14 protein-coding genes, 5 tRNA genes, 2 riboswitches and 1 other annotated feature are annotated in these 14,197 nt (G+C 30.1%); of the genes, 3 read left to right on the top strand and 16 right to left on the bottom strand.

Translation table 11 applies throughout. From position 1 onward, the window contains the following. From BS62_RS14770 to BS62_RS14700, 15 genes are all read right to left on the bottom strand, one after another. Positions 1 to 77 (bottom strand) — tRNA-Ile (locus BS62_RS14770). Between the two features lie 12 nt (positions 78 to 89). Further along, positions 90 to 178, bottom strand: a tRNA-Ser gene (locus BS62_RS14765). A 9-nt stretch (positions 179 to 187) separates the two neighbouring features. Then, a tRNA-Leu gene (locus tag BS62_RS14760) sits at positions 188 to 271 on the bottom strand. 5 nt (positions 272 to 276) lie between these two features. Then, positions 277 to 351, bottom strand: a tRNA-Thr gene (locus BS62_RS14755). Positions 352 to 381: 30 nt separating this feature from the next. Beyond that, positions 382 to 456: transfer RNA gene (locus BS62_RS14750), tRNA-Asn, on the bottom strand. A gap of 127 nt (positions 457 to 583) precedes the next feature. Further along, positions 584 to 1,897, bottom strand: coding sequence for an argininosuccinate lyase (argH, locus tag BS62_RS14745; protein ID WP_496492030.1), 1,314 nt, complete (start codon positions 1,895 to 1,897; stop codon positions 584 to 586). Between the two features lie 8 nt (positions 1,898 to 1,905). After that, positions 1,906 to 3,102: an argininosuccinate synthase gene (locus BS62_RS14740; RefSeq protein WP_496492029.1), complete on the bottom strand. Its 1,197-nt coding sequence runs from the start codon at positions 3,100 to 3,102 to the stop codon at positions 1,906 to 1,908. A gap of 389 nt (positions 3,103 to 3,491) precedes the next feature. Then, positions 3,492 to 3,702 (bottom strand) — a binding site (T-box leader). 73 nt (positions 3,703 to 3,775) lie between these two features. After that, entirely contained in the window at positions 3,776 to 4,099 is a 324-nt protein-coding gene (locus BS62_RS14735) for a hypothetical protein (protein WP_496492028.1), read from the bottom strand. Positions 4,100 to 4,147: 48 nt separating this feature from the next. Beyond that, positions 4,148 to 4,954, bottom strand: a complete 807-nt coding sequence (locus tag BS62_RS14730; protein ID WP_496492027.1) for a metallophosphoesterase — start codon at positions 4,952 to 4,954, stop codon at positions 4,148 to 4,150. 216 nt (positions 4,955 to 5,170) lie between these two features. Then, positions 5,171 to 5,869: an ABC transporter ATP-binding protein gene (locus BS62_RS14725; RefSeq protein ID WP_496492026.1), complete on the bottom strand. Its 699-nt coding sequence runs from the start codon at positions 5,867 to 5,869 to the stop codon at positions 5,171 to 5,173. Next, positions 5,847 to 6,851, bottom strand: a complete 1,005-nt coding sequence (locus tag BS62_RS14720) for an ABC transporter substrate-binding protein (RefSeq protein WP_496492025.1) — start codon at positions 6,849 to 6,851, stop codon at positions 5,847 to 5,849. Before BS62_RS14720 ends, BS62_RS14725 begins: the two co-directional genes overlap by 23 nt. Before the next feature lie 4 nt (positions 6,852 to 6,855). Further along, entirely contained in the window at positions 6,856 to 7,623 is a 768-nt protein-coding gene (locus tag BS62_RS14715; RefSeq protein WP_496492024.1) for an ABC transporter permease, read from the bottom strand. Then, positions 7,598 to 7,888, bottom strand: coding sequence for a thiamine-binding protein (locus BS62_RS14710; RefSeq protein ID WP_496492023.1), 291 nt, complete (start codon positions 7,886 to 7,888; stop codon positions 7,598 to 7,600). The genes BS62_RS14715 and BS62_RS14710 overlap by 26 nt, the downstream gene beginning before the upstream one ends. Positions 7,889 to 7,962: 74 nt before the next feature. Beyond that, a riboswitch (TPP riboswitch) is annotated at positions 7,963 to 8,068 on the bottom strand. 54 nt (positions 8,069 to 8,122) lie between these two features. Further along, positions 8,123 to 8,884, bottom strand: coding sequence for a TatD family hydrolase (locus tag BS62_RS14705; protein ID WP_496492022.1), 762 nt, complete (start codon positions 8,882 to 8,884; stop codon positions 8,123 to 8,125). Positions 8,885 to 8,898: 14 nt separating this feature from the next. Continuing rightward, positions 8,899 to 10,401, bottom strand: a complete 1,503-nt coding sequence (locus tag BS62_RS14700; protein WP_496492021.1) for a patatin-like phospholipase family protein — start codon at positions 10,399 to 10,401, stop codon at positions 8,899 to 8,901. A gap of 210 nt (positions 10,402 to 10,611) precedes the next feature. Beyond that, positions 10,612 to 10,716, top strand: a riboswitch (SAM riboswitch). A 76-nt stretch (positions 10,717 to 10,792) separates the two neighbouring features. Between BS62_RS14700 and BS62_RS14695 the strand changes: the two genes are divergently transcribed. The 3 genes from BS62_RS14695 to BS62_RS14685 are packed head-to-tail and all read left to right on the top strand — an operon-like array spanning position 10,793 to position 13,026. Beyond that, positions 10,793 to 11,551, top strand: a complete 759-nt coding sequence (locus BS62_RS14695) for a methionine ABC transporter ATP-binding protein (protein WP_496492020.1) — start codon at positions 10,793 to 10,795, stop codon at positions 11,549 to 11,551. Next, positions 11,544 to 12,197 carry a methionine ABC transporter permease gene (locus BS62_RS14690; protein ID WP_496492019.1) on the top strand — a complete coding sequence of 218 codons (654 nt, stop codon included), beginning with the start codon at positions 11,544 to 11,546 and terminating at the stop codon, positions 12,195 to 12,197. The genes BS62_RS14695 and BS62_RS14690 overlap by 8 nt, the downstream gene beginning before the upstream one ends. A 19-nt stretch (positions 12,198 to 12,216) precedes the next feature. Next, positions 12,217 to 13,026, top strand: coding sequence for a MetQ/NlpA family ABC transporter substrate-binding protein (locus BS62_RS14685; RefSeq protein ID WP_496492018.1), 810 nt, complete (start codon positions 12,217 to 12,219; stop codon positions 13,024 to 13,026). Between the two features lie 37 nt (positions 13,027 to 13,063). Here the strand turns inward: BS62_RS14685 and BS62_RS14680 are convergent. Then, the coding region (locus tag BS62_RS14680) for a dicarboxylate/amino acid:cation symporter (RefSeq protein ID WP_496492017.1) at positions 13,064 to 14,197 on the bottom strand (1,134 nt) is incomplete at its 5' end.

Raw genomic sequence — 14,197 nt, 5'->3', positions numbered from 1 at the left:
TGGTGGACCTTCAGGGACTCGAACCCCAGACCTACCGGTTATGAGCCGGGCGCTCTAACCAACTGAGCTAAAGGTCCAAAAAATAAAAATGGCGGAGAGGGTGGGATTCGAACCCACGGCCCCTTGCGGAGTCACTGGTTTTCAAGACCAGCTCCTTAAACCACTCGGACACCTCTCCGTTTTATTATGGTGCGGGTGGAGGGACTTGAACCCCCACGCACAAGGCGCCAGATCCTAAGTCTGGTGCGTCTGCCAATTCCGCCACACCCGCATGTATGGAGCTAGTGATAGGAATCGAACCTACAACCTGCTGATTACAAGTCAGCTGCTCTACCGTTGAGCCACACTAGCATATTTTTGTGTCATTTAATAAAAAAATGTTGGCTCCGAGGGTGGGGCTCGAACCCACAACCTACCGGTTAACAGCCGGTTGCTCCACCGTTGAGCTACCTCGGAATATCTTTCGTATCTCTTGACAAGATATATAATATCATCTTTTTTATAGGTGGTCAATATTATTTTCACAAAAAATTTTATGTTTTGGTAAAAAAATTAGGACTACAATTATTTGTAGTCCTATAGCTTATATATACTTTTTTGTCCCTTGCTTTAATATGTTATTATAATCTATATATGGGTAAATATCTTCTTTAAATAAGTTGCTAAATGTTAAAAATTCATCCATTGATAGATCTTCTATGTTTTTATTGTTTTCTTCACAATATAAAACTATGTTTCCTACTACTTCGTGTGCATTTCTAAACTCTAACCCTTTTTTAACTAGATAATCTGCAACCTCTGTAGCGTTTAAAAATCCTTTTTTAACAGCCTTTAACATCTTGTCCTTGTTTACAGTTAGCGTGTCTAATACTCCATTCATAACAGATAAACACGCTATAGTTGTATCCAATGAATCAAAGAAAGATTCTTTATCTTCTTGCATATCCTTGTTATAAGCAAGTGGTAACCCCTTCATAGTTGTAAGCAATGCCATTAAATCTCCATATACTCTTCCACACTTACCTCTTATAAGTTCGCATGCATCCGGATTTTTCTTTTGTGGCATTATAGATGAACCAGTTGAAAATTCATCGCTCATAGTAACAAATTCAAATTCCTTAGAACTAAATAGTATTAGCTCTTCACTAAGTCTAGATAAGTGCATCATTATTATAGAAAAACTACTCATCATTTCTATTAAATAATCTCTATCTGAAACACCATCTAAATAGTTATCTACAGGTTTGTAAAAACTAAGTAACTTTGTAGTTATGCTTCTATCTATATCATAAGTGGTTCCAGCTAGTGCACAACATCCAAGTGGGTTTTCATTTAGCATATCTATTGAGTTTAATATTCTCTTTTTATCTCTAAGAAACATAGAATAATAAGCCATCATATGATATTTAAAAGTAACAACCTGAGCTCTTTGTAAGTGAGTATATCCAGGCATGATATAAGGATTATTATCACCTAATTTTTTTATTGTTAAAAGTAATTCGTCTATTTTATTTACAATTAAATAACCATACTTTCTAGCGTACATCTTTGTATCAACAGCTACTTGGTCATTTCTACTTCTAGCTGTGTGAAGTTTTTTACCTAGTTCGCCTATTCTTTTTATAAGGTTAGTTTCAACAAATGAATGAATATCTTCACAGTCGCCTTCTATGTTAAGGTTTCCATTTTCTATATCATCTAGTATATTGTTAAGACCTTTTTTTATTTCGTCTGCTTCTTCTTCAGTTAATATATTACAGCTGCAAAGCATATTTACATGTGCTATACTACCGGTTATATCCTCAAAATACATTCTTTTGTCAAAACCAAGGGAGGAATTGAAATCCTCCATTAGTTTACTTTCTGAATTTTTAAATCTGCCGCCCCAAAGTTTCATATTATCACCTACTTGTTAGTTTTCATAGATTTTATCTTAAGTGGTAAACTAAATAAGTTTATAAATCCTTCAGCATCTTTATGGTCATAAAGTTCACTATTCCCGAAGGATGAAATTCCATGGTCATATAATGCATTTTCTGTAAATACACCTGCTGGTTTTATATTTCCTTTGTATAATTTAACTTTTACAGTTCCAGTTACATTTTCTTGTGTTTTTTCAACAAAAGCATCTATTGATTCTTTTAATCCACCAAACCATAATCCGTTGTAAATTAACTCAGAATACTTCATAGCTACTATTTGTTTAAAATGCAGAGTATCTTTTTCTAAAGTAGCACTTTCTAAAATATTATGTGCTTCGTATAATATAGTACCTCCTGGAGTTTCGTACACTCCTCTTGATTTCATACCTACTAGTCTATTTTCTATTATATCTACTATACCAATACCATGTTTAGCGCCTAAATTATTTAAGTTTTTTACAAGTTCTACAGGAGCGATTTCTTCTCCATTTATTTTTTTAGGTACACCTTTCTCAAAATATATTTCTATATATTCAGGAGTATCTGGTGCATCCTCAGGATCAACACATTTTTTATATACATCTTTGTTGTGTTCGTTTTCTAAACATTCTATATCTCCACCTTCAGTAGATATATGCCAAAGGTTAGCATCTACTGAATATATTTTTTCTTTTGTAACTGATATAGCTATTTCCTTCTCAGCAGCGTATTCTATAGCATCTTCTCTAGATTTAATATCCCATATTCTCCAAGGTGCTATTATTTTTATAGTTGGATCAAGTGCTGCTATTGCTGATTCAAATCTAACTTGGTCATTTCCCTTTCCTGTACATCCATGGCATATATATTTAGCCCCTTCTTTATGAGCTATTTCAACTAACTTTTTGGCAATTATAGGTCTTGCTAGTGACGTTCCAAGTAAGTATTTTCCTTCATACTTAGCTTCTGCTTTTATTGCTTTATAAAGTGCATCAGTAACAAACTCTTCAGTTAAATCTTCTATATAAACTTTAGATGCTCCACTTATATAAGCTTTCTCTTCTACAGCATTCATATCTTCTTCTTGGCCTACATTTGCGCAAGCTGCAATAACTTCCATATCATAATTTTCTTTTAACCAAGGTACTATTATAGATGTATCTAAACCACCAGAATATGCTAATACTATTTTTTCTTTCATTTTTAACTCCTCCTATTAAAATTATTATTAATTTATATTGAGTATCAATTGAGAATTCAAAGTAATTACTATACAATTTTTGTTTATATGTTATAATCTAAAATGGATAATTTAATTTTTTATTTTTCTTAAGCAAATGGAATATGGCGTATTTCATTTGCTATTTTTTTGCCATGTTAACTATAATCACCTCCTACATTATTTGTTTACTCATGTAGTCATAGCCTTGAGAAGGTGGGACCTTGATAGTTTATTTGTCGGAAATCAAAAAAGTCCCTTAGCATATACATGCTAAGAGACGAATATAATCCGTGGTACCACTCTTATTAATAAGAATCTCATCAAATATTAGTAATAATTGAAATAAAAAAGTCTCTTGGTTATAAAAACCAAGAGACGAATATTATCCGCGTTACCACTCTTATTGATAAGAAAACTTATCCACTCTAATTTCTTAAGGCGAAACATACCTATTATCCTACTGTTAGTTCAGATAATAACCTCAGAAGCTCTCTTCGAATTAAATTTCATTACTAGGCTCACACCAACCCTAGTTCGCTGAAACTCCATTTAATCTACTCTCTTCTTCACTGGCTTTGCAATATTTACTTAATGAAATTATAAATTAGATACAAACTTGTGTCAATATATTTTGTGATTTTCATGTTAATTTTTAAGATTCGTACCCAAGTTCTTCTAGCCTAATTTCAATTATATCCATTAATTCTTCTAACTCTAATTCTAACATTTCTTCTATTTCGCCTAAGTAATTGTCTATTTCTATATCTTCAGGGCTACTTTCATTATGTTTTAATTCAATAACTTTAAATGCTATATAACTTAGTTCTTTTTCAAAGTCACTTATTACCATATTTAACACATCTTCATTTCCAAAATCAACGTTATCTATATTTTGTGATTTTCCTATTAACCTATCTACTAAATCATTCCCATATTCCTCTGCAGTTATCTTTTGTCTTAAAGTATTTATATTCACTATAACACCTCTTTATTCTTTTTAAGTTATATTTACCAATTTATTATTTTAATAAACATAAAATTCTTTCATGTCGTCAAGTCTTAAACAACCTAGATATCCATCAGAAAATCCACATCCACAATCAACACCTATTTTATCATAATTATGTTTTTTATCATACCATATTTTACCTTTATTATCATTTCCTTCTATATTCATAGTAGGGGTATCTCCAAATACAACTATTTTACCGGTTTTATCTTTTATAGCCGAATTGTATATGAATTTTTCTCTAGATAATATGAAATCATATATAGTTTGTTTTTGTAATAGTTCTTCTAATGTATTGTATTTAACACTTGCATCTATACCTGAGTGAACTAAAAGATATTCTCCTTCTACATAGTATAGGGGCAGTTGTAACATGAATTTTTTTATATCTTCTCTTTCTTTAACATTAAAACTCAAAAAATCTTTTAATAAACTATATCCTTCACCTGTTGATTTAAGCAACCATCTCCAATGGTGAGGCTCTATATCACATTGTTCAATTTGTTCTTTATTTAATAAATATATAGCTTTTATACCATCTTCAATTTCTATTTTATCATCTACAACATCTTTTATTATGTTTAATACGCATTCATTATCTACTATATCCATCATCTCTAAAAACAATTTTTCATGGTTTCCAAGTAACATATACATATTTGGAGTATCCATTATATATTTCATAAGTCTAAATGATTTATCTACTCTATATATAACATCTCCTAGTATATACATTTTGTCCTTTGATGAAAATTTTATATCTTCTAATAGCTGAGAAAATCTATTGAAATCCCCATGAATATCAGACGTTATATATATCATTATATTCCCCTCCATAAAAAAATTTGCTTCACTCATGTCGCCAACGACCTTGAAAAGCAGGTCTGTTGCTCAAGTTTAGTAGTTGGATATAATAACTTATCCACAGACCGGACAAATTATTATATCCTTGTGATTAAAAACTATTTATATAAATTATATGTAATAGAGTAACATTTTATAAGAAAAAAGACCACCATTTGGCAGTCCTAAATAAATCTAAAGTATATCTAGTATTTGTTTTTTCAAGTTCTCTCTATTTTCTTTGTTTACTTTAAATTCTTGTTTAATTTTAGATGGTTTTTCAGATATAATATATATTCTATCTGAAAGTAAAATAGCTTCTTCTACATCATGGGTAATAAATAATGTAGTCATATTTAAATTATTCCTAACTTGGAGTAACCACTCTTGCATTTTATACCTCGTTATAGAGTCAAGAGCTCCAAATGGCTCATCCAAAAGCATAATATCACTTGAATTTATAAATGTCCTAAGAAAATTAGCCCTTTGTCTCATCCCACCTGAAAGTTGATGAGGATGATTTTTTTCATATCCCTTAAGTCCAAATGTTTCGAAGTATTCTTGTGCCTTACTTCTAGCTTCCTTCTTATTTTCACCTTTTAAAACCAAAGGAAGAGATACATTGTCTAAAATATTTTTCCAAGGAAGAAGCAAATCTTTTTGATGCATATAACTTATATCTCCATTTACAATAACTTCTCCACTGTCTTCTTTTGTTATATTAGTTATAATATTAAATATTGTACTCTTACCACTTCCACTTGGACCTAATATAGATACAAGTTCTCCTTCTTTTACTTTGATCGTAATTTCATCTAGTATTTTCGTATTATCAAATGACTTTTTTACATTTTTAAGTTCTAGCTTAATGTTACTTTTCTGGCAAGAATTCATTAGTATATGCCTCACTTGCTTTCATATCCTTCTCAATTAACTTATTATCTAAAAGGAATTTTGTATAATTATTCCATACACTATCTTTCATTTCTCCCCATCTTGGAGCATCATCTGTATATTTATCAGCCAAGAACTTTTGACTTTCAATTACAAGGTTTTCATCTAATTCTGGAGCATGTTTAAGTAATATTTTAGCACTTTCTTCTGGATTTTCTATAGAATAGTTATATCCTTTAGATGTAGCATCTAAAAACTTTTTAACCATTTCTGGATTATTTTTTATGTTATCTTCACTAGAAACAATAACAGGAGTGTAATAGTCAAGAGCTGGATCTAAGTCTTTAACTGGTATATAGTTTATTTCTTGACCCTTTAATTTAGCTTCTATTCCTGTCCAACCTTCAAATATCCATGCCATATCTATATGTTTTTTTGTTGCAGTAAAGAAATCATCATTACCCATATTTACAAGCTTTAACTTAGAATAGTCTGATCCTTCTTTTTCCATAACAGCTTTTAAAACTGCTTCTTCAGAAGGAGATCCCCATCCTCCATATGATTTTCCTTCAAAATCCTTTGGAGAAACAATGTTCTTATCTTTAGGAGAAGCAAATCCCGAAGTATTATGTTGAATTACAGCTGCTATAGCTTTTATAGGTAGTGGGTCTTCTGAGGTTTTTGCATATGTAACTTCCTCTTGATAACTTATAGCAAAGTCAGCTTTATTAGTAGCTACAAGTACAGGTGCTGTACTTTCTGCAGGTTGTACTATTTCAACATCTAACCCTTTTTCTTTATAATATCCTTCTTCTAATGCAACATATAACCCTGTGTGATTAGTATTTGGAGTCCAATCCAATACTACCTTAACCTTTTCTAAATCTGAAGCTTCTTTATTATCTTTACCTGTACATCCTGATAAAAGAGATGCAGTTAATACTGTTGTAGCTAATATTGATATTATTTTTTTGTTAAACATATGATCACTCCTTATTCCAATATACGAATATTTTTTTGAGAAATTCTGCTAATAAAACAAACATTATACTAATAAATACAACTATAATAGTTGATGCAAATACTTTGTCCAAGGCATAAGCGCTTTTTGCCCTTACCATATAAACTCCTAATCCCTTATCTCCTCCTAGCCATTCTCCAATAGTTGCAGCCATAATCATATAGGTTACAGATATTTTTATTCCAGAGAAGAAATTATTCATAGCCATTGGAAGTTTAAGATGCGAAAATATTTGCCATTTATTAGCTTTCATAGTCTTAAATAAGTTTATGTAGTCTTGGTCTATTTTTTCTAGTCCATCTACAAAATTTATAACTATAGGGAAAAAACAAGTTATAGTAACTACTATTATCTTAGGTAATAACCCAAACCCAAACCATATTATAAGTAATGGAGCTATTGTAATTGTTGGTACAGTTTGAGATATTACAAGTATGGGATACAAGCATCTTCTAACTATCTTAAAAAAGTCCATAATTATCCCAAGTAAAAATGCAAATATTACAGCAAATATAAATCCGACTACCCCTTCATAAATAGTTACTAAAGTATGATATTTCAGAGTATCAAAATCTTCTTGAAAAACTTCTATAATATCTAAAGGCGTAGGAACTAAGTACTGAGGAATATTTTTAAACTCTACAACAAATTGCCAAATAACAATAATAGTTAGTATAAAAATTACAGGAAGTATATTATCTTTAGTTTTATCTATGATTTTTAAGTTTTTCATTTATTGTAAGCCCACCAACTTTTTCGTCTATTCTAGCCATTGTTATAACTCTTTCTATTCCTAAATCAAAAGGTATTTTGTGAACTTTTTTTATAAGATCAAATACTTCATCAAATTCTCCTTGTACAGTAGTACTCATAGCCCCTATTTCATGTTCAAGTCCACTGTTTCTAGTATAATCAATTGCTACATCTACTACTTTATAAACTTCTTCTTCACTAATAGCTGGTATTAGTGGCATAACTGTTATATCTGCTATTACCATTTAAGTCACCTCTTCTTAGTTTTTATCAACAAAAAAGTCTTATCCAACTTTGGATAAGACTTAAACTTACTTAATTTAGCAAATTTTTATCTCCCTCCGTTGGCATTACCCAATTCAGGTTCAAGGGTCGAGATTTTAAATCTCCTCTCAGACGGTTAACCGACTCCCCCGATATACTTTTGTAAATTTTTGTTATAAAATGTTTTCTAATTTTTATTATACATTAAGTGTTCATTATAATAAAGGCGTTATTTGTAAATCTTTGACTAATTTTACAAAATTGCTTTTTATTTGTATTTTCAATTCATTTTCATCTATGTTTTTTACTTTGGAAATGTCATTATAGACATTTTTTATATAACTAGGCATTGCGTATTTTCCATTAACCCACTCCAATGCTGTAGGACCATCGGTTTCTGCAAGTAGCTTATCTATAGGTATATATTTAACTATTTCTTGAGTTAAATTTGAATATGGGATATCTACACTTACAGTAAAATAACATCCCATATTTATGAGCTTCTTTAAGTAACTTATATCCCCGCTATACCAGTGAATTATAGTATTATTCCCTACATCGTATTTTTTTAGTAAATTTAAAACTTTTTCTTCTGCACCTTTTGTATGTACATTTATAACCTTATCATACTCTTTTGCCTTTTTTAAAAAATACTCAAACACCTTTATTTGATTAGGATAAGTATCTTTATCCTCAACCCAGTGAAAATCAAGGCCTATTTCCCCTATAATCGGAGTTTCTATAATATACTCATCTAGTTTTTCTAAAGAATTAACGTAGTTATTTGCATTGTTTGGATGTATTCCAAAGGTTGGTATTATTAAATTACTTTTCTTAGATATTTCTTTATTTTTTATATAACTTTGTATATCCATCGAACAAGCTAAAGTCAATATATTGTTTTTGTTTATACAATCTACAGCCTCTGTAATTTTATCTTCATAAAGTTCTAAATGATTGTGAGCATCTATATACATAAATCCCCCTTATTTTATAATATGTAAGGGTCGTATATACTTCCTTTCCCTATACATCTTTCAAATTTTTTTATATAAATAGCAGGTCTAATACCGTCTAATTCATGATAGTCTTTTCTGCTTATTCTTGCATTATCTTTTACTATTCTTTGTTTTTTGTAACATTCTGATTTTATCTTATCATATGTTGGCATTTTTTCATAAGCAAAATCTCTAAGCCAATAAGATTTTCCATGTATTGTATAAGGTAAGTTTTTTTTCTTCAAAAATTCTACAACTTCTTTCATGGAAAGTATAAATACCTTATCATTTCTTGAAATTCTTTTCATAGATTCATCATATCCTATTAAACACTTATTTATGTCAGGTTCATAAGGAGCATCTCCATATAAATATTGATTGTCTACAGGTATTATAAAACTTTTTTCTGTATCTGTGAAATCTCTTAAAAACATATATTCGTTGTTTAAAAATTCCCTAATAGAGCTATTTTTCCAATTTGCATAACCTCCAAATTCTTTGTATTCTACAATGTTTGTAGACAATAAAAGCAACCTATCATCATCTTTGTTAATTACTTGCCATAGTATATCTTCATAGTGGTATCTTCCAAATTTCATATAATCTCCCATCATAATTTCTACTTTGTTTTTTGTATTAATTATAGATGAATTAGTATTTATTTTAGATTTATTTTTTTCTTTAATTAAGCTTGGAAGATAATCATTTATTTCTCTTATTGTATCTACATATCCATGGTTTAATCTCCATATAGCCCCATTAGATGTAAAGTCGAACTCTCCTGGAACACATGGTATTGATATTGGTATATGAAGATTTATTTTATTTTCACCATTTAAATTGTGTTTTGGTCTTATAGTTATTATGTTTACATTTGGATACTTATTTTTTAGATTTTCTATATATTTTATCTCACCCTTTGTAGGTTCGTGATTTAAACTTACTGATATTATTAAATCACATCCTGCTTCACAAAGAGGTTTTAAAGTTAAATTATCAGTTTTATATCCATCACTATATTTTTTGCCGTCTATTACTACCTCTTCAAAAACATCAGGTATAGCAGAAGAAGCTAACAATATATCTATTATTTCTTCTGGACTAAGGTTGTTTTTATTTATTTTGAAGTACTTAGCTTTATTTTGTTCTACTTCTGTACAACCTACAAAAAAATCTATATCTGACTTTGATATTTTGAGTAAATTTATATTTTTTCTTATAAACTTTACAGTATTATCTCTTTTAGGTGCCATTTTTTTATTTAAAATCTTTATTATATCTACATAGCCTATTTGTTCAAATGATATAGATTTCCAAGCTTCTTTTGTTCTATGAAGATTTCCATCTAGAAAAAATGCTGCTGTTATTGCACCTATTGATGTGCCCGATACTGCAGATATTTTTTTGTCTAATCCTAAGTCATACAAAGCTCTCCATACTCCAATATGGAATGCCCCTTTTGCTCCTCCACCTGCCAAAGCTAATCCTATTTTCATATATATCCCCTTTTTATTTTTTATTTATATTATTTACAAAAAGTGTTCATAAAATTTCAAAATCTATAATATATTAAACATAACAAATAACTTCATAATAATATTTGTAATTTAATTAACATTTATTTTTTTCAAAAAGTTGTTGACATTTATTTTCTACTTGCATATAATACAAATATGCAAAACAACAAATTATAAAATTAAATATCATTCTTATCCAGAGTGGCAGAGGGACTGGCCCTATGACGCCCAGCAACCTGCGTTTAACAAACGTGTGGTGCTAATTCCAGCGGTATAATTACCGAAAGATAAGGTTCCTAGAAAACTTTTACCTCTTTCGGTGTATCCGAAAGAGGTTTTTTGATTTTTAAAATAAAAAGGAGTGGTAAAATTGATTGAAATTGTAAATCTAAGTAAAGTTTATGAAAGTAACAAAAGTAAAGTTAATGCATTAAAAGATATTAATCTAAAGATAAGTAAAGGGGAAATATTCGGGATAATAGGACTTAGCGGAGCTGGCAAGTCTACTCTAATTAGAACTATCAATAGACTTGAAGAGCCAACTAGTGGAAGTATACTCATAGAAGGAGAAAATATTATTAAATACAACATTAAAGAATTGAGAAAATCTAGAAAAGAAATAGGGATGATTTTTCAACATTTTAACTTATTAAAATCAGCCAATGTATTTGAAAATATTGCTTATCCTCTTAGAATTTGTGGTTATAAAAAAGATTATATTGAAAAGAGAGTATATGAATTACTTCAATTAGTTGATTTAACTGATAAGGTCAATGCTTATCCATCACAACTAAGCGGTGGTCAAAAACAAAGAGTTGCAATTGCTAGAGCTTTAGCTAACAATCCAAAAATACTTTTATGTGATGAAGCGACTTCAGCCCTTGATCCTAAAACAACTAAATCTATATTGTCTTTACTTAAGGACCTTCAACAAAAATTAGATCTTACAGTTATTTTAATAACTCATCAAATGGAAGTTGTAAATCAAATATGTGATAAAGTTGCTGTAATAGAAAAAGGTTCTATAGTTGATGTAGGTCCTGTTAATATAATTATGAGTAATAACAGACTTTGGTCTGATGAGAATACCAATAATGAATTGCAGTTGGAGGTGGCATGTTATGCATAACCTATTTGAACTACTTACACCTTCAATAATACAAACAATTTACATGGTTTTGGTTTCTACATTGGCAGCATTAATAATTGGTTTTCCTATGGGAATTTTACTTATATTAACTGAAGAAAATGGACTTATAGAAAATAAATTTATATATAGAATTCTTGATTATATAGTCAATATAAGCAGATCTATTCCATTTATAATACTTATGATATTAGTATTTCCACTATCTAGACTTGTAGTTGGAACTACTATAGGAACAACAGCAAGTATTGTTCCTTTATCAATTGCAGCTGCACCTTTTGTTGCAAGACTTATAGAAGGCTCTTTAAAAGAGGTAGATAAGGGAATTATTGAAGCTGCAATAGCAATGGGGTCTACTCCAATGCAAATAGTAACTAGAATATTAATACCTGAAGCTTTGCCTTCATTAGTATCTAATATAACAATAACTTTAATCAATTTAATAGGGTATTCAGCTATGGCTGGTGCTATTGGTGGAGGTGGTCTTGGAGATTTAGCTATAAGATATGGGTTTTATAGATTCCAAACAGATATAATGTTAGCATCTGTAGTGGTTATTGTTTTACTTGTACAAAGTATTCAATACTCAGGAAACAAAACAGTACAAATATTAAATAAAAATAGATAAATATAGGGGGTAATTAAAAATGAATTTTAAAAAATTATTATCAGTAGGATTAACAGTTGGCGTGGTTTCTTTAGGGTTAATAGGATGTACTTCAACTAAAGAAGAAAATGTTTTAAAAGTAGGGGCTACACCAGTTCCTCATTCTGAAATACTTGAAATTGTTAAGGATGATTTAGAAAAAGAAGGTATTAAACTTGAGGTAGTTGAATTTACAGACTACATAACACCTAACACTGCTTTAAATGATGGAGAAATAGATGCCAACTTCTTCCAACATGTTCCTTACATGGAGAGTTTTGAAAAAGAAAACAATATAGACTTATCTTCAGCTGGAAGTGTACACGTTGAACCTATAGGACTTTATTCTAACAGTGTTAAATCTGCTGATAAATTAAAAGATAAGGCTGTTATAGCTATACCAAATGATCCAACTAACGGTGGAAGAGCTCTTTTATTATTACAAGATAAGGGACTTATAAAATTAAAAGCTGATGCAGGCCTTGAAGCTACAGAAAAGGATATAGTTGAAAATAAAAAGAACTTCACATTTAAACCAATGGAAGCAGCTCAACTTCCTAGAGTTTTAGGTGATGTTGATGCAGCTATTATAAACTCTAACTATGCAATTGAAGCAGGACTAAATCCAACTACAGACTCATTATTAATAGAAGGAATCGAATCTCCATATGCTAACGTTGTATCTGTTAAAGCTGGAAACGAAAATGATGCAAAGGTAAAAGCATTAATAAATGCACTTCAATCTGATGAAGTTAAAAAATTTATAGAAGATAAATACAACGGCGGTGTTGTACCTGCTTTTGAAAACTAACAATAAAAAGGATGCATCTAAGATGCATCCTTTTTGATTAATTTATACTAGCAACAGTTTCTTTCTCACTATAGTATTTTTCTAAATCAAGTTCCTTTTCACCTTTAGCTACTACTAACGTACATGCACAGTCACCCATTACATTTATAGTAGTTCTACACATATCTAATATTCTATCTATACCCATGATAAGTCCTATACCTTCTACTGGAAGTCCAACAGAAGTTAATACCATAGATAAAGTTATCATACCAACTCCAGGAACACCTGCAGTACCTACAGAAGCTAGTGTTGCTGTTAATATTATAGTCATCATATCTTGCATTCCTAAGTCTATACCATATACTTGAGATATAAATATAGCAGCTGCCCCTTGCATTATAGCAGTACCATCCATATTTATAGTAGCACCAAGAGGAAGTGTAAATGCACCTATGTTTTTACTTACACCCATTTTTTCCATTTCTTCCATAGTTACAGGTAATGAAGCATTACTTGATGATGTTGAAAATGTAACTGCAGCAATTTTACCAAACTTTTTGTAAAAAGGTGCAGCTTTTAATCCAGTTAATAATTTTAATAAACCTGTATAAGTTATTGTACCTTGAAGGAATAATGCAAATAATACTACAAACATATACTTCCCAAGTGCAAACATCGCATCTATTCCAACAGTTGCAAATGTATTAGTAACTAATGCAAATACTCCATATGGAGCAACTAACATTATAAGTTCTACCATTTTCATACATATTTCATTAGCTGATTCAAATATTTTCTTAACTGGTTCAGCTTTCTCTCCAATTATACTCATTGCCGAACCCATAATTAATGCAAATATTATTATTTGTAGCATATCTGCATTTGCTAAAGATGCTACAGGATTCGATGGTATCATTGCAAGTATAACATCTACTAATGATTTATTTTCTCCTATAGTAGGTTGTTGTGTTATTAAGTTAGACATATCAAGTCCTACACCTGGATTTACTATCTTACCAACTATTAATGCTATACTTATAGCAAGTGCTGTAGTAAGTAAGTAGAATGTCATAGTTTTTCCACCTATTCTACCAAGTTTACCTATATCCCCCATAGCTGAAGCTCCACATACTAGAGATACAAATACTAGTGGCACAACCATCATCTTTATTGCTGTTGTAAATCCAGT

The sequence above is a fragment of the Sporacetigenium mesophilum DSM 16796 genome, assembly GCF_059569055.1.
Note: the sequence above shows the minus strand (reverse complement) of the source record. Positions and strands in the feature narration are given on the sequence as shown.